Below are 19,670 nucleotides of genomic sequence, written 5' to 3'. Positions count from 1 at the left end.
AGCCCTATTGCCGCCTCATTGCCGTTCGACACCAAGGCAACAAAAGAGGCCATGGCACAGCCGTGCAATGCCCTCTTTTAAGAGCCACGACACGCAGCGCGCGATGAGCCTTATAGAGAAGGCACGCCGCCCTCCTTGCAGAGCGCTCTATAAGAGAAGTGCATGGGGGGAATTCGACCGGGGCCTGAGGCTTCGTTGACTTAACCTGCCGTGACAGGCAAATGTCATGGCCACAACAAAAGCGACAAGCCGTTCCGCCCGGGGAAGAAGCAGCCTTTCTGGATGCCAGACACGGAAGATGTCATAGCCGAACTCGGCAATGAGCCGCCGCTTATCGCGGATGGCCGCAGTGGCCCGCCCGATCGGCGCGAGGTTTCTGCGCGCTGGCTGTCGGGAACATTCCTGACCGGCGTGACCTCGAGCGTGCTGATGGGCGTGGCGCTGTTCGCCGCCTTGGACGGGCGCCAGCAGCTGGCGACGCCACCCGAAATCGCGGAACTGATCGGCCTTTCCAGCAATGGCGATTCCGGCGAGGTGGCCAAGACGACCAGGCTGGTGGCGCCGCGTCAGATCGCCAAGGCCAAGGACCGCCGCCGCATGGAAGTGTCGATGGTCACCAAGGTGGGTGACCGCGATGTCATCCACACAATGCCTTTCGTGCAGATCAAGATGGCGCTCGCCGCCGGCCACACCACCAGCCGGCCCTACCCGCCTTTCGATCCGATGCAGGTGTTCGGCGACGACGGTGACGACGTTCCGGCGCAACCGGCGACGGCCTCCGCTGCCTCCGGCCAGATCTATGGCGCCAAGGTCGAAAGCGAGATGAGCCTGAAGACTGTCGACTTCCCCGTCGAGACGGCCTCCTTCGACGAAAAGAGCGATCTGTCCGCCGACGAGGTGGAAAAGGTGGTGCGCGAGGCCGGCACCGACCTCAGCGACGGCGCCGTGCAGGTCGCTTCACTCCACTATGTCGATCCGCAGCGATTCGGCGAAGCCTTCGCCGAGAGCATGGCCGGCTCCTATGACGTCAAGATCGTGCCCGAAAACGTCTCGGTGTCGCCGCGTGCTGCCACTGACGACCAGGCGCCGGCTTTCGCCGAGGAAATCATTCCCTTCACCAAGGACACCGACCTTACCGAGGCCTTTGCCGATTCGGGCTATACCGGCGACGACGCCACCGGCATGGCCGAAGCGATTGCCAAGCTGTTGAACGCGCCGACGCTGAAAGCCGGAACGGTGCTGCGCGTCGGTCTCGAAGTCCATGGTGACGCCGCCAAGGTCGTGCGCACCAGCGTCTACGACAAGACCACCCATATCGTTACCATCGCGCTCAACGACCGTGCCCAGTATGTGCCGGCGCAGGAGCCGGATCCCAACCCCGAATTGTTGACGGCATTTGACGATTCGTCGGCACCGGTGGTGGTGCGCGGCAACCTGCCCACCGTCTATGACGGCATCTACCGCACCGCCTATTCCTACGGCATGTCGAAGAAGATGACCCAGCGGCTGATCAAGCTGCTGGCATCTGGCGTCGACTTCCAGTCGCGACTGAATCCGTCCGATCGCCTCGAAGTGCTGTTCTCGCAGCCGGACGGAGATGACCAGACCTCCGACGATTCGGAGCTCCTCTATGTCTCGGCGATCTTCGGCGGTACAACGCGCAACTTCTATCGCTTCCAGATGCAGGACGGCAGCACCGACTATTTCGACGAGAATGGATCGAGCGCCGAGCAGTTCCTGCTGCGCAATCCGCTGCCCAACGGAAGATTCACCTCCGGCTTTGGTGCGCGCAAGCATCCTATCCTGGGGTATGTCCGTATGCACACGGGCACCGACTGGGCCGCCCCGATCGGATCGCCGATCATCGCCGCCGGCAATGGCGTCGTCGAGAAGGCCGGTTGGGCTGGTGGCTATGGCAAGCAGATCATCCTGCGCCATGCCAATGGCTATGAGACCTCCTACAATCACCAGAGCGCCTTTGCAAAAGGCATCGCGCCGGGCGTTCGGGTTCGCCAGGGCCAGGTCATTGGCTATCTCGGCCAGACCGGTCTTTCCACCGGTCCGCACCTCCACTACGAGCTGATCGTCAACGGCACCAAAGTCGATTCAATGCGTGTGCGGCTGCCGGTCGGCAAGGTGCTGAGGGGCGACGACCTCGTCGCCTTCAAGCGCGAGCGCGAGCGCATCGACGATCTGCTGAAGCAGGAAGATGGCAATTCGCTGAAGGTCGCGAGCGCCAAGATCGACGGCTGAACCTCGACCGATCCGGCATGGGCAATCAGCTTCGCGACGAATCAGTCGACGATTCGTCCGCGCGGCGCGGCCAAGGCAGTGCCTGACCTGAAACGGTCATCCAGGCGATGATCGCGGCAAGCAGGCAGAGCACGGCGGTCGTCAAGGATATGGCTGAAAAAGCCATGTCGCTGGCGGCAAGTCGTGTTGCTTCAAGTTCTGGCGGCAAGCCTGTCGATACCGGTTCGCCAAAACCCGGAATGCCCGGCCTGACACTGGTGTCGAGCATCGTTGAATAGACCCAGGCGGCAAGCGATCCCATTGCCGCCACCGCGATCAGGCCGCCAATGCGCGAGACGGCATTGTTGATGCCGGAGGCGGCCCCGGTGTCCTTGTCTTCCACCGCCGTCATGATCGCGGTCGACAGAGGTGAGACGACCAAGGCCATGCCGAGGCCCATCAGCGCCATCAGCGGAAGTACTCCGGTCCAGAAATGGTGGATGCCGGCATGGCTGAGCAAGGCAAGTCCGGCGAAGGCGAAAGCCACGATCAGACTGCCGCTGGCGATCGGGAAACGCGGTCCAATCCGGTCCGACAACTGGCCGACGGGTCCCGACAGAAGCGCGATCGATGCCGACAGCGGCAGGAAGATGAAGCCGACCTCGGCCGTGCTCAGTCCCCAGCCGGCGATCAGCAGCATAGGCAGATAGAAAAGATTGGCCGACAGGGCGAAATACAGGAAGAAGGTCGCCACATTGGCACCGGCGAAAGCGCCGACGCGAAACAGGCTGAGGTCGATCATCGGCTCGCGCTGGCGCTGCTCGAACAGGATGAAGACGACAAGCAGCACCGCGCCGGCGGCAATGCTCGGCCCGGCCATATGGCCCTCGCCGCTCGAACTCATCGAGGTCAGCCCATAAGCGAGCGCGCCGAACGCCAATGTCGCGAGCGCGCCACCGCCGAGATCGAGGCTGCGTTTTTCCGTCGCCGCATCGGCCGGAATCTTGACGAGCAGCAGGTAGATCGAGATCAGGCCGAGCGGCAGGTTGATGGCGAAGATTGCCCGCCAGATGCCGTCGCCAAAAGCCGACAGCACCAGGCCGCCGAGCACCGGCCCAAGGGCCGTGGTCAGCGCCGACGCTGCCGCCCAGATGCCGATTGCACGGCCGCGCTCCTTTTTCGGATAGGCCTTGGCGATGATGGCGAGACTGCCGGGCACCATGATCGCCGCGCCAATACCCTGCAGAGCGCGAAACCCGATCAGCACGACAGCATTCGGCGCCAACGCGCAGGCGAGCGAGGCAACGATGAACAGCGCGATGCCGGCCACGAAGGCACGGCGCAGCCCGAACCGGTCGCCGGCGGCGCCGCCGGCAAGGATCAGCGCCGAAAGTGTCAACGCATAGGCATTGGAGATCCACTGCGCTTGCGCCAGGCTGGCGCCGAGGTTGACGCGGATCGCCGGCATGGCGATGGCCAGGATCGACCCGTCGATGAAGCCGAGCGCCGAGGCCAGGATCGCCGCGATCAAGACGAATCGCCGCTGCGATTGCGGACAAAAGGTTCCGTTCGTGACCGGACTGGTCAGCCGGACTGCGGCGGCTTCATTTGGCGAATGCATGGCACCTGGCTTAGACCCCAAGCGCGCCGGCAACAACCAGCCAGCAGCTTGCAGTCCTTGAAACCAGCCAATTGGCCAGGATGCGTCCCGTGCTGATGCAAACGCCGGTGGTCATGCTAAGTTTTCCGGAAAACGGTTGCCGGGGAAAAATCGATGAAACGTCCACTCGAAGCGTCGGTGGAAGGACGCGACCGCGTCGTCGGCATCACCGACGGCGTCTTTGCCATCGCGCTCACGCTCATCGTGCTCGAGATCAGGGTGCCGGCACATGAGACCGTGCATTCCGAGCACGATCTGCTTGTCGCCATTGCAGCGCTGGCACCGCGCTTCCTGACTTATGCCTTGAGTTTCCTGACGCTCACCATCTTCTGGTTCGGCCAGCAGGCGCAGCACGGGCTGATCGCCAGATCCGACAGGCGGCTTGCCACGCTGAACCTCTGCTTCCTCGCCTTCATCGCGCTCTTGCCATTCTCGACCGATCTTCTGGCGGACTTCCTCGAATTCAGGATCGCGGTGCTGGTCTACTGGCTTAACCTGCTGATGCTCGGCATCACGCTGTTCGCCAGTTGGCGCTATGCGGACAGGAACGACTTTGTCGCCGAAGACGTCGATGCCGAAACGAAGCGCACGGTCTATCAGCGCATCGTCAAGGCGCAGATCCTGTGGGCGATCGGTGCGCTGCTCTGCCTGGTCACACCGTTGCTCGGCGTCGGCTTCATCCTGGTGGTGCAGCTGGTCTATGCCGCCGCGCTGCGCGGCTCATTGCTGCGCAAAGTCATCGGCTGAAGGTCCGCCGACAAACTCCACGGTGACGCCCGGCGACACCAGCTTGGCGAGTTCGCGCGCGTCCCAGTTGGTCAGGCGCACGCAGCCATGGCTTTCGGTCTTGCCGATCTTCGACGGCTCGGGCGTTCCGTGGATGCCGTAGGTCGGCTTGTCCAGGGCGATCCACACCGAGCCGACCGGGCCGTTGGGGCCTGGCGGAATGGTCAGGATCTTGTCGTTCTGGCCCTGCCTGAAATTGATGTTCGGATTGTAGGTGTAGTTCGGGTCGAGCGCGATGCGCGACACCGCGTGAATGCCGGTGGGCGACGGCGTATCGGCCGAGCCGATGGTGGCGGGATAGGCCGCGACCAGTTTGCCGCCCGCATCGTAGGCGTACACCTCTTTCTTCGTCTTGTCGGCGACGATACGCGCGACCGGTGTCGAAACCAGCTTTCCGAAATTGGCGACCTTGATGATCGTGCCAGGGCGATTGAAGTCGAGGCCCTTGTTGATCGACTTCAGATAGTTCTCGTCCATGTGGAAGCGCTCCGCCAGCGCCTCGGTGACGGAGGTGTAGCACATGCAGTTGAGCTGCGCCTTCTGGCCGTAATCTTCCGGGATCGAGGCAACATAGGGGCCAGCCGCATCTTCCGCTGTGATGGTGTAACTGGCGAAAGCATCGCCGCCTGATTGCGCGAGCGCCGCCTGGATGCCGACAGTGTCCGTCGATTTCAGATTGCTGCCGGTGATCTGGTTATAGGCGGCCAGGGCCTTGTCGACATTCGAGCCGAAACGCCCGTCGACCACGCCCGGCGAAGCGCCGCCGCGGTCGAGCAGCACCTGCAGCGCCGCCACGTCCTGGCGCACGCCGAGTGACAGCGACGGATCGACGGCGGCCTTGCCGCCCGTGTCCGGCGGCAGGGAACCCTGCGTTTCGGGATTGGCCTGCTGCTCGTCCGGCTGCGTGGGGTCTATGGCTGCCTCGTTCAGCGGCTGACGCCTGATGGCGCCCGGTTTTGCCGGCTGTGGCGCATCGGGATAGCTGTTGTCGTAGCTGCCGTCGTCCTGCGGCGCCGGTGGATAGGCTTCGACCGAATTGTCGCCATTGGGGTCGTATTCATCCGCCGGCGGCGGGATCACCCGGCCTTCCTCTTCCAACTGCTTGCGGCGGAAGCGGGCCATGTCTTGCGGATCGTCGAGATAGTAGCGGTCATCGTCGGCGGTGGCACGGCCCAATTCGCGCAGCCTTGTCTCGCGACGCAGCGCGCGCCGGTCGAGCCGTGTCTGCGGCGGCTGGATGGCGATGACCTTGCCGGTGTCGGCGTCGACGATGACGCGGTTGCCGCGGGCGTCGTAGTAGATGTCCAGATTTCCGTCCTGGGCGACAAGAATGCCGCCGTCATTGGCAGCGCGGGCAACCCTTGGTGCATTGTCCTGCGTCGGCGCGGCAAGCGCGCCGAAAGACACGAGCCCGGCGGCGAGCGCCGAAAGGCCAAAGATCGTGCGGAACATCGTAGCCAACTCTCCGGTCCGTGGTCGCCGCCGCCGGCGTTGTTCTCTGGGCGAAACCCCTTCGCCAGCAAACCAGTTACCCCACCCTATGGTTCCAATATGAACCGGGCATGAAGATGGCGGTTTTTCGGCGCACCCGACGAATACTCGCTAGCTCACGAGCCCCAATTCCTTGCGCGCCTGCTTGGTCAGCTTCAGGGCGACAAGGCGATGGCTCTCGCGCAGATAGTCCTTCAGCGCAGCATCATCCATGCTCTGGCTTGTCCGACGCTGGATCCATTTCATGCCGCGCGACGCAAGATAGGGCGCGGGCCGCAAGCCGGGCTGCTCCTTCAGCACATCATAGGCGATGTCGGAACATTTGAAGGTGACGAAGAGCTGCTGGCCCTGATCCCAGCCGCCGATCGCAAACACCTTGGTCCCGACCTTCCAGACATGGGCGCCGCCCCACTGAACGACGTGGTTTGCCGCGGGCAATGAGGCGCAGAAGCCGTTGTAGTCGTCCAGCGTCATCCGCCCCCCAACATCTTTGTGAAAACACCGCGCGCCCAGCCTGGACGCGCGGCGTTGAAAATCAGGCCGCCGCTTCGGTCTCGACGACCGTCGGCTTCGAGCGGAAGTTCAGCCGGTCGGAACCGGACGTGACCTTGACGGTCGAACCGTCGAGAATCTCGCCGAGCAGGATCTTCTCCGCCAGCGGATCCTGCAGTTCCTTCTGCATCACCCGCTTCAGCGGCCGCGCGCCATAGGCCGGGTCGTAGCCCTTGGCCGCCAGCCACTCGATCGCCTCGTGATCCAGCGACAGCGTAATCTTGCGATCGACGAGCAGGCTTTCCAGCCGCTTGAGCTGGATCTCGACGATGCGGTCCATGTCCTTGCGGCGCAGCCGGTGGAACAGGATCACCTCGTCGACGCGGTTGAGGAATTCCGGCCGGAACGATGCCTTGACCACGCCCATCACCTCGTCGCGCACGGCGTCGACATCCTGGTCCTCGCCGAGATTGACCAGATATTCGGCGCCAAGGTTCGACGTCATGATGATCAGCGTGTTGCGGAAATCGACCGTGCGGCCCTGCCCGTCGGTGAGCCGGCCGTCGTCGAGCACCTGCAAGAGCACGTTGAACACATCGGGATGCGCCTTCTCGATCTCGTCGAACAGCACGACCTGATAGGGCCGGCGCCGCACCGCTTCGGTCAGCGCGCCGCCCTCCTCATAGCCGACATAGCCGGGAGGCGCGCCGATCAGCCGGGCGACCGAGTGCTTCTCCATGAACTCCGACATGTCGATGCGCACCATGGCGCTGTCGTCGTCGAACAGGAAGCTTGCCAGCGCCTTGGTCAGTTCGGTCTTGCCGACGCCCGTCGGCCCCAGGAAGATGAACGAGCCGATCGGCCGGTTCGGATCCTGCAGCCCGGCACGGGCGCGCCGCACCGCCTTGGAAACGGCTTGCACCGCCTCGCCTTGGCCGACAACCCGCTTGCCGATCTCGTCTTCCATGCGCAGCAGCTTGTCGCGCTCGCCCTGCAGCATCTTGTCGACCGGAATGCCGGTCCAGCGCGAGACGATATGGGCGACGTGGTCGGGGGTGACCACTTCCTCGACCATGCCGGCCTTGCCGTCCTGGGCTTCGGCTTCCTTGAGCTTCTTTTCCAGTTCCGGGATCTTGCCATAGGCAAGCTCGCCGGCGCGCTGGAACTCACCCTTGCGCTGGGCAATGGCGAGCTCGTTGCGCGCCTCGTCGAGTTGCTTCTTCAGGTCGGCGGCAAGCCCGAGCTTCTGCTTCTCGGCCTGCCACTTGGTGGTGATCTCGGTCGATTCCTCCTCAAGGCCGACGAGTTCCTTCTCCAGGCGGGCGAGCCGATCCTTCGAGGCATCGTCCGTCTCGACCTTCAGCGCCTCGCGCTCGATCTTGAGCTGCATGATGCGGCGGTCGATCTCGTCCAGCGCTTCGGGCTTGGAATCGACCTGCATCCTGAGCCGCGAAGCGGCCTCGTCGACCAGATCGATCGCCTTGTCCGGCAGGAAGCGGTCGGCGATATAGCGGTTGGACAGCGTCGCCGCCGCCACCAGCGCCGAGTCGGAGATACGCACCTTGTGGTGCTGCTCGTATTTCTCCTTCAGGCCGCGCAGGATCGAGACGGTATCCTCCACCGTCGGCTCGTCGACGAAGACCGGCTGGAAACGGCGGGCAAGGGCGGGATCCTTCTCGACATGTTTGCGGTATTCATCAAGCGTGGTCGCGCCGACGCAGTGCAGCTCACCGCGCGCCAGCGCCGGCTTCAGCAGGTTCGACGCATCCATCGCGCCATCCGCCTTGCCAGCGCCGACCAGCGTGTGCATCTCGTCGATGAACAGGATGATGTTGCCATTGGCCGAGGTGACTTCGGAGAGCACAGCCTTCAGCCGCTCCTCGAACTCGCCGCGATATTTGGCACCGGCAATCAGCGCGCCCATGTCGAGCGCCATCAGCTGCTTGTCCTTCAACGATTCCGGCACGTCGCCATTGACGATGCGCAGCGCCAGGCCTTCGGCGATCGCCGTCTTGCCGACGCCCGGCTCACCGATCAGCACCGGATTGTTCTTGGTGCGGCGCGACAGCACCTGGATGGTGCGGCGGATCTCGTCGTCACGGCCGATGACCGGGTCGAGCTTGCCCGCGCGGGCATCAGCCGTGAGATCTCGCGCGTACTTTTTCAGCGCGTCATAGCCCTGCTCGGCACTCGCCGAATCGGCGGTGCGGCCCTTGCGGACATCGTTGATGACCTGGTTCAGCGCCTGGGCGGTGACGCCGGCCTTTGCCAGAATGTCGGCGGTCTTGGCCGACTTTTCCATGGTGAGCGCCTGCAGCAGCCGCTCGACGGTGACGAAACTGTCACCGGCCTTCTTGGCCAGTTCTTCGGCTGTCGAGAACACCTTGGCCAGCGGCTGCGCCAGATAGAGCTGGCCGTTGCCGCCTTCGACCTTCGGCATTGCCTCGAGTGCCGTCTCGACGCCGAGCTTGACGTCGCGGACATTGCCGCCGGCGCGCTCGATCAGCGATGCGGCCAAGCCCTCGTCATCGTCGACGAGGACCTTCAAAATGTGTTCGGGGGTGAACTGCTGGTGGTTGCGGGAGAGCGCCATGGTCTGCGCGGACTGGATAAAGCCGCGCACGCGCTCGGAATACTTCTCAAGGTTCATATCTGTCTCCTTCCATCACCGGCCCGCTTTGCGGCACCGGATCAGATTGCGGTGACGGACCCGCCCATTCGAGCCGGATCCTGTTCAGCCGAGATATGGTGCATGCACCCCGGACCCTCAAGACGTCTGGATACCGGCAAATGCATAATATTCCACCTCAGCCCAAACAAAAACGGCGGAGATTTCTCTCCGCCGTTCAACGTCTTGAAATGCCGTTCGATCAGTTGTCGATGTCGACGATCACCGGCTCGGCATTGCCGCTATCGGCCGGGGCGGCCGCCGCCTCGCCGGCATCGGCATTGTCGCTGCCGCTATCGACCTGGTCGGCATTGGTGCGCGGACGGCGCGGACGGCGCGGGCGACGGGCAGTACCGCTCTCAGCGGCCGCCTCGTTGAGCTCGGCCTGGGCGGCAAGAGCCGCCGGCGAAAAACTCTCGAACAGCGGAGCCGGCTCGGGGGCCGCAACGGTCTCGGCCGGCGAACCAGGCTCTAGCTGTACCTCTGCCTGTGCCGGGGCCTCGTTGCGCTGCTGCTGGCCGCCTTGCTCGATCGACGAGGCATGATCGCGCTGGCCATTCTGGCCATAGCCGCCACTGGGGCGGCGATCGCGGTGGCGCCCGCCATTGTTGTCGCGGCCGCCATTGTTGCGCCCGTTATTGTCACGCCCACTATTGTCGCGGCCATCCCGGTTCAGCGCGACCTCGGCCGGCATGCCTTCGATCACCGGCTGCGGACCGGCGCCATGGTTGATGACAGGAATTTGTGGATCGGAAACGGTGTTGCCGCCATTGCCGGCGCCATTGTTGCCGGCATTCTCGAAATCGTCGCGATCCTCATCGCCGTCATCGTCGAAATCGTCGCGGTTCTGCTGGACGTTCTGGATCGGCATCTGCGCCTGCGCGGCGGCAATGATGCGATTGTAGTGTTCGGCGTGCTGGAGATAGTTCTCCGCCATGACCCGGTCGCCGGAGCTTTGCGCGTCACGGGCCAGGGTGGCGTATTTCTCGGCGATCTGCTGAGCCGATCCACGGATCTTTACATCCGGGCCGTTGCTCTCGTAGTTGCGCGTGAGGGGATTCGGGCCCTTGCGGTTGTTGTTGTTGTTATTGTTGTTGCCACCGCCGCCGCCATTGTTGTTGCGACCGCGCATGCGCCTGTTCTGCTGTTGTGGCCTCATTCGACTCTCTTCATCTTGAAATTTTCGAAAACTCGTTACGAACGGAGGCGCTCATGCAGCCAGCCGTTTCGTTTCTTCACCGGCGTTCGCCCGCATCAATTGCGTTGGCGCCACGTGCCATCCTGTTCCGGTTACATCACTTGCCGGACGATTCCCGCACGAAGCTTGGGCGTCGTTTGCGCAAGAAGGCAGCTATTTCCAAGGAGGACCGAATCGCTAAGAGCACTGCCTGCTTCGTCTCATCCGGTTGAGGCGACCCTAGCCGCATTCCCGGGTATTGCCAAGCGGTTTTTTCGCACTGCGTCAAGGCTTATCCCCATTGAAAGACAAGAACCCTGTCGTTTCCGCCGAGATCACGCAAAGCAGCAACCGATGCATAACCAGCCGCCTTGAATATATCCGTAACCTCATTGCGTTGCGTACGACCGATCTCGACCGCAATCCTGCCTTCGGCTTCTAGAAACCGTGCCGCCTCGGCGGCAATGATCCTGTAGGGGTTCAGCCCATCCACGCCGCCATCCAGGGCTAGCCGTGGGTCGAAATCGCGGACCTCGTCCTGCAGATTTCCAATGTCTCGTGAAGGTATATAGGGAGGGTTTGCGGCAATTACATGGTATCGGCCGGAAACTTTTTCGAACCAGTCAGACTGCACCGTCGTGAACCGGCGGCCGAACCCGAGTTCTCCGGCATTGCGGGCCGCCATCGCCAGCGCGCCGGCGGAAATGTCGACACCGGTTGCGGTTGCGGCCGGCACGGCACTCAGCAGCGCTAGCGCGATGGCGCCCGTCCCGGTACCGAGATCAAGGATGCGGCAGGTGCCCGCTCGCGCGGCCGTCGCCTTGGCGAAGGGCAGCACCGCCTCGACCAGCGTTTCGGTGTCCGGCCTCGGCTCAAGCGTTTCCGGCGACAGCGACAGGCGCAACCCGTAGAATTCGCGGTAGCCGAGGATGCGGTGCACCGGTTCGCCACCGGCCCGGCGCCTCAGGGCGGCTTCGATAACGGCGATGGCGTTGCCGTCGATCGAGCGTTCAGGGTCGGCAATGGCCTGCGTGCGCGTGGTGCCGGAAAAATGCTCGACGATCAGCCGCGCATCGAGCGACGGATCGTCGACCCCGGCCGCTATAAGCCTGGCCCGCGCTTCCCGCAACAGCGGCCCCAGCGCCTCGGGCAGAGGGTCAGCCATCAAGACCGATATCGGCCAACAGCTTCGACTGGTGATCGGCGATCAGCGCGTCGACGACTTCGTCGAGTTCGCCCATCATCACCCGGTCGAGCTTGTAGAGCGTCAGGTTGATGCGATGGTCGGTGACGCGGCCCTGCGGAAAATTGTAGGTGCGGATGCGCTCTGAACGGTCACCGGAGCCGACCTGCGATTTGCGCGATTCCGAGCGCTCCTCGTCCGCCTTGCTGCGCTCCAGATCATAGAGCCGGGCGCGCAGGATCTGCATGGCCTTCGCCCGGTTCTGGTGCTGCGACTTCTCCGCCTGCACCACCATGATGCCGGTCGGCAAATGGGTGATGCGCACCGCCGAATCGGTGGTGTTGACGTGCTGGCCGCCGGAGCCCGAGGCGCGCATCGTGTCGATGCGGATGTCTTCGGCGCGGATTTCGATGTCGACCTCTTCCGCTTCCGGCAGCACCGCGACGGTCGCTGCCGAGGTGTGAATGCGCCCGCTGGCCTCGGTCGCCGGCACGCGCTGCACGCGATGCACGCCGGATTCGAATTTCAGGTGGGCAAACACGCCCTTGCCCGAGACGGTGGCGATGATTTCCTTGAACCCGCCGGCATCGCCGTCGCTGGCTGACACCGTCTCGAAGCGCCAGCCGCGTTCGGCGGCATAGCGCTCATACATGCGAAACAGGTCGCCGGCGAAAAGAGCGGCTTCATCGCCGCCCGTGCCGGCACGGATTTCGAGGATGGCGTTCTTGTCGTCGGCGGCATCCTTGGGCAGAAGCAGGATCTGGATATCCTTCTGCAGCGTTTCGATACGCTCCTCCACACCGGGCAAATCCGCCTCGGCAAGCGCCCGCATCTCGGCATCGGTGCCTTTGTCGGCGAGCATCGCTTCGAGGTCGGCCTGTTCATGCTCGGCCGAGCGCAATTGCCTGACCTTGGCCACCATGTCCTGCAGCTCGGCATATTCCGATGCCATCTTCACATAGGCATCCGGCGCCGGGCCGGCCGACATCTGCGCTTCGAGCATCTCGAAACGCTTGACGACTTGATCCATGCGATCGTGGGGCAGATTGACCATGATGGGGGCGCTACAACGGAATCGAGCGGTCGTCGGCGAAGGCCTGCAGAAGCGCCCGCATCGGCAACCCCTGCGCCGGCGCCATCAGATTGTCGTCGAAGAACGCCGTCAGCTCATCCAGAGGCAGTTCCGTCAGCATCGCCTTGACCGGGCCGATCGAGGCCGGCGACATCGAGATCGAACGGAAGCCCAGACCGATCAGCGCCATCGCCGAGATCGGCTTGCCGGCGAGTTCACCGCACAGCGTCACCGGCGTGTGGTTGCGGATGCCGGCATCGGCGATCTGCTTGAGCACGCGCAGGAACGGCGCCGACAGCGTGTCGAAGCGGTTGGCCAGTTGCGTGTTGCCGCGGTCGACCGCCATGACGAACTGGAACAGATCGTTCGAACCGACCGAGACGAAGTCGACCGCCTTCATCAATTCATCGAGCTGGAACAGCAGCGACGGCACTTCCAGCATGGCGCCCAGCTTGAGGCTGGTCGGCAGATGATGGGCGAAGCGCGAGAGATGCCGCACCTCGCGGTCGATGATTTCGCGCGCCTGGGCGATCTCGGCAAGCTCGGTCACCATCGGCAGCATCAGCTTGAGCTCGCGCCCGCCGCTGGCCTTCAGCAAGGCGCGGATCTGGGTGCGCAGCAACCCCGGCCGGTCGAGCGTCAGCCGGATCGCCCGCCAGCCGAGCGCCGGGTTTTCCTCCTGGATGGCGCCCTTGAAATAGGGCAGCACCTTGTCGCCGCCGATGTCGATGGTGCGGAAGGTGACTGGCTTGCCGCGCGCCGCCTCCAGCACGTCGCGATAGAGTTTCTCCTGCGCCTCGGCGCGCGGGAAGGTCGAGGCGACCATAAATTGCAGTTCGGTGCGGAACAGGCCGATGCCGGCCGCGCCCGCCTCGGCCAGCTGCGGCAGGTCGACGGCAAGCCCGGCATTCATCAACAGATCGACCTGGACGCCGTCCCTGGTCGTCGACGGCTTCTTGCGCAGCTCCCGGTAGACCTCTTGCCGGCGCGCACGGAACCGCACCTTTTCGGCATAGGCGGCTTCGAGATCTGACTGCGGCCGCAGATGGATCACGCCCTCCTCGCCGTCGACGATGATGGCATCGCCGTTTTCCGCCATTGAAACGGCGCCCTTCATCTGGCCCGCGACCGGAATGCCCATGGCGCGCGCCACGATGACGACATGGCTGGTGGCCGCGCCATCCTCGAGCACCAGCCCGCGCATTTTTTCCCTTGGATAGTCCAGAAGCTCGGCCGCGCCCATCGAGCGGGCAACGATGATGGCGTCCTTCGGCAGCGAGGCCGCGACATCCTCCGGTCCACGGCCCATCAGCTGGCGCAAGAGCCGGTTGGCGAGGTCGTCGAAATCGCTCATCCGCTCGCGCAGATAGGGATCGGTCATGTGCAGCATGCGCGCGCGCATGTCGCTCTGCACCTTTTCCACGGCAGCTTCCGCCGTCAGGCCGTTGCGGATCGCCTCTTCCAGGCGCCGCACCCAGCCACGATCATTGGCGAACATGCGGTAGGCTTCCAGCACCTGGCGGTGCTCGCCCTCGAAGGCAACGTCGCGGCGCTCGAGCATGTCGTCGATGGAGAGCCTGAGCGAGCCGAGCGAGCTCTCGAGCCGTCGGACCTCTTCCTCGCTGTCCTCGTTGAACAGATTGGTGACGACGATGCGCGGCTCATGCAGCACGACGTGGCCCAGCCCGACGCCGTCGTTGAAGGACAGGCCGGTGAAGCTGACCGGACGGCGCAGATCGAGTTCGAGGCCCGGCCGCGTCAGCCGCGCCAGATCGCCGGTGGCGATCATCTCGGCGATGACCATGGCGGTGGTTTCCAGCGCCTCGACCTCGTCGTCGCGATAATGGCGCATGGTCTTGTTCTGCACGACCAGCACGCCCAGCGTGCGCCCTGCCCTGAGCACCGGCACGCCGAGGAAGGAATTGTAGATCTCTTCCCCGGTCTCCGGCAGGTAGGCGAAGGCCGGATGTTCCTGCGCATTGGAAAGATTGAGCGGCCGCGCGCTGGCGGCGATGGTGCCGACAAGGCCTTGCCCGAGCCTCAGCTGTGCCAGGTGGACAGCGTTCGGGTTCAGACCCTCGGTGGCGTAGAGTTCGAGCACCGAATCGGCGCGCAGCACATAGAGCGAGCACACTTCCGCGACCATGTTGGAAGCGATGTCGCGCACGATCCGGTCAAGCCGCTCCTGCGGCTCCAGCGGCTCTTGCATGAGCTCGCGGAGCCGTTTCAGCAAAACGCGCGGGCCACTGGCCTGGTCACGCATCGCGACTTCTTCTCCAATGAAACACTTGCCGGCGCAGTTTCCGCCGCTGCCGGCACGCGCGCAACAACTGATTCAGTCTTGCTACTGCTTATCCAGACCGTAGACGGAATGCAAAGTGCGAACCGCAAGTTCGGTGTACGGACCGTCGATCAGTATCGAAATCTTGATCTCGGAGGTGGTGATGGCGCGGATATTGATCGCCTTGTCGGCCAGCGCCTTGAAAGCGGTGGCGGCGACACCGGCGTGGCTCCTCATGCCGATGCCGATGACCGAAACCTTCGACATGCCGGCTTCCGACTGCACGACATCGTAGCCGACCTCGGCCTTCAGCCGGTCGAGCACGGCCAGCGCCTTGTCGACGTCACCCGAAGGCACCGTGAAGGTCATGTCGGTGAACTTGCCGTCCTCGGAGATGTTCTGGACGATCATGTCGACATTGATGTTGGCTTCGGCCAGCGGCCCGAAAATGCCGGCGGCGACGCCAGGGCGGTCGCCGACGCGGCGCAGCGAAATCTGGGCCTCGTCCTTGGCGTAGGCAATTCCGGTGACGACCTGCTGTTCCACGATCTCTTCCTCGTCGCAAATGAGCGTTCCCGGAGGATTGAGCAAATCCCCCACTCCGGGCGCATCGGGATCGTCGAAGGACGACCGCACAAAGGTACGCACCCTGTGCACCATGGCAAGCTCGACCGAACGCACCTGCAGAACCTTGGCGCCGAGCGAGGCCATTTCAAGCATTTCCTCGAAGGAAATCTTGGCCAGCCGCCGCGCCTTGGGCTCGATGCGCGGATCGGTGGTGTAGACCCCGTCGACGTCGGTGTAGATGTCACAGCGGTCGGCCTTGACCGCCGCTGCGATGGCGACCGCGCTGGTGTCGGAACCGCCACGGCCGAGGGTCGCGATGCGATTGTCCGGTCCAATGCCCTGGAAGCCGGCGATCACAGCCACCTGGCCCTCGCCGAAACGCTTGATCAGGAAGGCGCCGTCAATGTCGAGGATGCGCGCCGCGCCATGTGCGTTGTCGGTCTTGATCGGGATCTGCCAGCCCTGCCAGGACCGGGCATGCACGCCCATGTTCTGCAAGGTGATGGCCAGCAGACCAGCCGTGACCTGTTCGCCGGAAGCGACGACCGCGTCATATTCGCGTGCGTCGTGCATCGGCGAGGCCTCGCGCGTCCAGCCGACCAGCTCGTTGGTCTTGCCGGCCATCGCCGAAACCACCACCGCCACCTCATGGCCGGCGTCGACCTCGCGTTTGACGTGACGCGCCACATTGCGGATGCGGGCGATGTCGGCGACGGAGGTTCCGCCGAATTTCATCACGATACGCGCCATGGAAGCGAAATGCCTTTGACTGAAGCCGGCCTGGGACCGAAAACGAAGGAAAGCGCCCGGCTGGCGCCGGCCGCTGAATGCGCGGCCTCCTTAGCCAAATGCTTTGGGTTTCGCAAGGCTGGCAGCGGAATGCCGGCTTCAAGAAGACGGTATATTGCCATCGGCACCGCGCCGCTTGCCAAACGCCGCCCGCTGGCAATTCCTTTTGGTTCGGCATAACCCGGCATGCCATGTCGCGGACATGCCGAACTCGTTCTGTCGGATTAACCCACGCTTTGGCTGGCCGTGGAAAGGTCCCATTGCGGATCGGCCCTGCCCAATCCGGCAACGACGCGGTCGCGGCCGTCCGCCTTTGCCTGATAGAGCGAACGATCCGCGGCGTTGACGATTTCGACCCATGACGCGCCGAGCTCCGGGAAGGCGGACACGCCGAACGAGGCCGTGATGGTTCCGAGCGTGCGGCCGCGATGCGTCAGATGCAGCTGCTTGATCGCCTTGCGCAGCGCCTCGGCGCGCTCGGCGGCATCGGCGAGCGACGTCCCCGGCATCATCAGGGCGAATTCCTCGCCACCGTAGCGTGACACCACGTCACTTTCCCTGGCGTGGTCGAGCAGCGTGCTGGCAACCTGCTTGAGCACGAGATCGCCCGCCTCATGGCCGAACGTGTCGTTGAACTGCTTGAAATGATCGACATCGAGCATGATCATCGCCAGGGGCTGCTTGGAACGCTCCATGCGCCTCAGTTCGCGACTGCTCGTTTCCTCGAGATAGCGGCGGTTGTAGAGCCCGGTGTTCGGATCGCGGATCGATTGTTGCCGCAATGTTTCGCGCAGGCGCAGATTGGCCAATGCCAGGGCCAGTGTGTCGACGACGCCGCGCAGGATCTGTTGCCGCTCGGCCAGCCAGGCCGGTCTGTCGGCGGCTTCCGGTTCGCACAAATGCACGATGCCAAGCGTCTCCCCCTGCGCCGCCAAAGGCATGCAGACATAGCCGCGGCCGCCATTCTCGGTGATGTGGTTGCAGCGCGGCGTCAGCATGCCGGGACCGGCAACATGTTCCTGGCCGCGCCGCAGCGCCCAGCAATCTTCCGGCGCGAACTGGCCGACGCTCGAACGGACGGCGCCCCAATGCGCCATTTCCTCGACCAGGTTGCGCGAGGCGCTGGTCAGATGAACGGTTCCGCTCAATTCGCCGAAGAAATCGGGCATGGCCGAGCCGACGACGGAAAAGGCTTCGTGGAAAGTGACGCATGCCTGAAGCAGTTCGCCGAGCTTGACCAGGCGGGTCGTTGCCTGGGACGTCTCCTTCAGTTCGCGATTGAGCTTCGCCAGTTCCTCGGCGCGATCGCTAACCGCCCGCTCGGCGCTGCGCAATTCGCTGATGTCGTTCAACGTCAGCACGATCCCGCCGTCGGAACGATTGAGCGGATTGCAGCTTGCAATGACCGGCAGGTACGATCCGTCCGGCTTTGCCAGCCGCACCTCGGCCTGATGCCCGCGCCCCGTGGTCAGCGCCAGCTCGATCGGCGATGTTGCCTGCGCCATCCTGTCTCCCGACAGTCCCCTCATGTCGAGGACCGACCGCCAATCCTGCCCTTCGATCCTGTCGTTGCGCAGGCCGACGATCTCGGCGGCCGCCGGATTGGCCGAGACGATCCGGGCATCACCATCGATGACGACAATGCCCTCGGCGACGGTACGGACAATGTCCTCGATATAGGCCTTCTGCTCGACGAGCTGCCCACGCGAGGATTCGAGTTCGGTTGCCATGCTGTCGAAGCCTCGCGCCAATTGGCCGAACTCGTCATTGGAAGTCAGGCCGATGCGCGCGCCGGCGTCGCCGCGCGCCAGCGATTCGATGCCGCGGTTGAGGCCGGAAAGGCCAGCTCCAAAGCCGCGCAGCAACAGAAGGGCCGAGATCGCCGAGATCAACACGGCGGCGGCGGTGCACAGGCCGATAAGCCAGAGCACAGTGTTGGTGCGCTGCTGGGCGGCACGCAGCAGCGGCGTGTATTCGAACAGCACCGCGCCGACCGTCTTGCCGGGAGCATCCTTGATCGGCACCGCGATCAGGTTGATCGGCTCAGCCACATCGCCGCTGTCTTCGATGAAGTTACGCGGCGCGCCATCCTCGATCGTCCGACTGACTTCATTGTCGGGATCGTGGCCGTACTGCGTGCCGACATTAGTTTCTTAGCCCGGGACATCGGCAAGGATGACCTTGTCGTGGTTGACGACAACGAGGTCGCGTTTCGAGTCGCTGTGTTGCGCGGTCACGAATTCACGCAGCGCCTCGGGCCTCTCGAACAAGGAATGCGGCGCATCGGCAGCCTTGAAGGCGATCGTTTCGGCCAATTGCCGCCCAACACCCGTCGCTTCGGCGAGCGCGCCGGATCTTGTCAGCGATATCTGGGAGATTATCGCAATCCCGCCCACCAGGCCGATCAAGACGGCGGCGCTCAACAAGGTGGCAACAATCTGGGTCTTGATCCGCACCAAGCCATCCCGATCAATGGGAGGGCAATATACATGCCGATTCCCGCTCGTGCTTCAGGAAACCGCCAACCTCGTAAATATGATGTTAAGGCGTCCCGATCGACCACCTTTTTCCGGACCAAGCGGTTTCTAGGTCAAGTCAGCCCGGCTGAGCCATGGCTCTCCACAGGCCGGGATAGTCGACGACGAAACCGTGCGGCGAGACATCGAGGATCTCATCGTAGCCATAGACAGGCGCGCTGTAGGCGTAGCGGATCTCGTAGAGATGCCGATAGCTTTGCTCGAGAAGCACCATCTCGATTGCGGGGAAGCTCAGATAGGCGGCTGGAGCGGGCGTCGTCTCGCCGAGGCCGAGGGCGAACCGGCGGATCGCCAGCAGGTTCGATGCCGGCGTGAAGCCGAGGTCGACGTCGACAAGGCCGGCAACACCTCGCTGAGGCTCGCCGTTCAGCATCCATTCGCCGTCGGCACGTCGTTCAATGGCGTAGTGCAGCTTGCGCAGGCCGAGAAAACCGTCGACCCGCGCCGATCGCGTTCGCCAGCCGGCGTCGCAAATCACCTCATAGGCAAGGCAGCATGGCTTGCCTTTTTGAACGAAGATGGCCTGTCCCTCGAGGCTATGCCCGTCATCGGCTTGCGAAAGCAGGCAGGCATCGTGGCCCTCCACGTCCAGCCGGCGCCAGAGGATCGAAGCCGTCATGACCGTCATCGCGCACTTCCTCGAATCCAAACGACTCCCTTCATGCGCCCGCCACGCCAATTGTGTTTCACCGCCGCACGTGACAGCTGACATGCCCTGACGGGATGCTTCGGCCT

Annotated in this window: 16 protein-coding genes (1 of these 16 running past the window's edge); 3 read left to right on the top strand and 13 right to left on the bottom strand. The window is 63.8% G+C overall.

The genetic code is table 11. The features are described 5' to 3' along the window. Nucleotides 1-53, bottom strand: the beginning of a protein-coding gene (locus tag ACWGS8_RS03210) for a hypothetical protein (protein ID WP_454579570.1). 292 nt of this gene lie to the left of the window's left edge; 53 of the gene's 345 nt are visible here — the first part of the coding sequence; the start codon lies at nucleotides 51-53; the stop codon falls past the left edge of the window. Between the two features lie 229 nt (nucleotides 54-282). Between ACWGS8_RS03210 and ACWGS8_RS03205 the strand changes: the two genes are divergently transcribed. Next, nucleotides 283-2,253: a M23 family metallopeptidase gene (locus tag ACWGS8_RS03205; RefSeq protein WP_454579569.1), complete on the top strand. Its 1,971-nt coding sequence runs from the start codon at nucleotides 283-285 to the stop codon at nucleotides 2,251-2,253. A gap of 25 nt (nucleotides 2,254-2,278) precedes the next feature. On the opposite strand, the gene ACWGS8_RS03200 is transcribed toward ACWGS8_RS03205, so the two are convergent. Continuing rightward, nucleotides 2,279-3,853 (bottom strand): MFS transporter, encoded by a 1,575-nt coding sequence (locus ACWGS8_RS03200; RefSeq protein ID WP_454579568.1) that lies wholly within the window; start codon nucleotides 3,851-3,853, stop codon nucleotides 2,279-2,281. Nucleotides 3,854-4,006: 153 nt separating this feature from the next. On the opposite strand from ACWGS8_RS03200, the gene ACWGS8_RS03195 reads away from it, so the two are divergent. Next, nucleotides 4,007-4,639, top strand: a complete 633-nt coding sequence (locus ACWGS8_RS03195; RefSeq protein ID WP_454579567.1) for a TMEM175 family protein — start codon at nucleotides 4,007-4,009, stop codon at nucleotides 4,637-4,639. Here the strand turns inward: ACWGS8_RS03195 and ACWGS8_RS03190 are convergent. The 8 genes from ACWGS8_RS03190 to ACWGS8_RS03155 all read right to left on the bottom strand — a co-directional run bounded on the left by ACWGS8_RS03190 (nucleotide 4,613) and on the right by ACWGS8_RS03155 (nucleotide 16,359). Further along, nucleotides 4,613-6,130 (bottom strand): L,D-transpeptidase family protein, encoded by a 1,518-nt coding sequence (locus tag ACWGS8_RS03190; RefSeq protein ID WP_454579566.1) that lies wholly within the window; start codon nucleotides 6,128-6,130, stop codon nucleotides 4,613-4,615. The two genes, ACWGS8_RS03195 and ACWGS8_RS03190, sit on opposite strands and share 27 nt — an antisense overlap. Before the next feature lie 150 nt (nucleotides 6,131-6,280). Next, entirely contained in the window at nucleotides 6,281-6,643 is a 363-nt protein-coding gene (locus tag ACWGS8_RS03185) for an MmcQ/YjbR family DNA-binding protein (protein WP_454579565.1), read from the bottom strand. A 61-nt stretch (nucleotides 6,644-6,704) separates the two neighbouring features. Next, nucleotides 6,705-9,311, bottom strand: coding sequence for an ATP-dependent chaperone ClpB (gene clpB, locus ACWGS8_RS03180; RefSeq protein WP_454579564.1), 2,607 nt, complete (start codon nucleotides 9,309-9,311; stop codon nucleotides 6,705-6,707). Between the two features lie 220 nt (nucleotides 9,312-9,531). After that, nucleotides 9,532-10,488, bottom strand: coding sequence for a DUF4167 domain-containing protein (locus tag ACWGS8_RS03175; RefSeq protein WP_454579563.1), 957 nt, complete (start codon nucleotides 10,486-10,488; stop codon nucleotides 9,532-9,534). A gap of 310 nt (nucleotides 10,489-10,798) precedes the next feature. Next, nucleotides 10,799-11,671, bottom strand: coding sequence for a peptide chain release factor N(5)-glutamine methyltransferase (gene prmC / locus ACWGS8_RS03170; protein ID WP_454579562.1), 873 nt, complete (start codon nucleotides 11,669-11,671; stop codon nucleotides 10,799-10,801). After that, nucleotides 11,664-12,743: a peptide chain release factor 1 gene (gene prfA / locus ACWGS8_RS03165; protein ID WP_454579561.1), complete on the bottom strand. Its 1,080-nt coding sequence runs from the start codon at nucleotides 12,741-12,743 to the stop codon at nucleotides 11,664-11,666. Before prfA ends, prmC begins: the two co-directional genes overlap by 8 nt. A gap of 10 nt (nucleotides 12,744-12,753) precedes the next feature. After that, nucleotides 12,754-15,024, bottom strand: a complete 2,271-nt coding sequence (gene ptsP, locus ACWGS8_RS03160; RefSeq protein WP_454579560.1) for a phosphoenolpyruvate--protein phosphotransferase — start codon at nucleotides 15,022-15,024, stop codon at nucleotides 12,754-12,756. An 81-nt stretch (nucleotides 15,025-15,105) separates the two neighbouring features. Then, the gene (locus ACWGS8_RS03155; protein WP_454579559.1) at nucleotides 15,106-16,359 is read right to left on the bottom strand and encodes an aspartate kinase; all 1,254 of its coding nucleotides are present in this window, start codon (nucleotides 16,357-16,359) and stop codon (nucleotides 15,106-15,108) included. A gap of 9 nt (nucleotides 16,360-16,368) precedes the next feature. Between ACWGS8_RS03155 and ACWGS8_RS03150 the strand changes: the two genes are divergently transcribed. After that, on the top strand, nucleotides 16,369-16,578 hold the full coding sequence (locus tag ACWGS8_RS03150; RefSeq protein ID WP_454579558.1) for a hypothetical protein: 210 nt from the start codon (nucleotides 16,369-16,371) through the stop codon (nucleotides 16,576-16,578). A 44-nt stretch (nucleotides 16,579-16,622) separates the two neighbouring features. Here the strand turns inward: ACWGS8_RS03150 and ACWGS8_RS03145 are convergent, their stop codons facing one another. From ACWGS8_RS03145 to ACWGS8_RS03135, 3 genes are all read right to left on the bottom strand, one after another. Then, a complete protein-coding gene (locus ACWGS8_RS03145; RefSeq protein ID WP_454579557.1) occupies nucleotides 16,623-18,449 on the bottom strand; it encodes a diguanylate cyclase in 1,827 nt (608 codons plus the stop codon). A gap of 102 nt (nucleotides 18,450-18,551) precedes the next feature. After that, nucleotides 18,552-18,854, bottom strand: coding sequence for a hypothetical protein (locus ACWGS8_RS03140; protein WP_454579556.1), 303 nt, complete (start codon nucleotides 18,852-18,854; stop codon nucleotides 18,552-18,554). Between the two features lie 139 nt (nucleotides 18,855-18,993). After that, nucleotides 18,994-19,563 carry a putative glycolipid-binding domain-containing protein gene (locus ACWGS8_RS03135; RefSeq protein WP_454579555.1) on the bottom strand — a complete coding sequence of 190 codons (570 nt, stop codon included), beginning with the start codon at nucleotides 19,561-19,563 and terminating at the stop codon, nucleotides 18,994-18,996. Between the last annotated feature and the right edge of the window lie 107 nt (nucleotides 19,564-19,670).

This window comes from Mesorhizobium sp. 43Arga (assembly GCF_053714255.1).
This window is presented reverse-complemented; position numbering and strand designations above follow the sequence as displayed.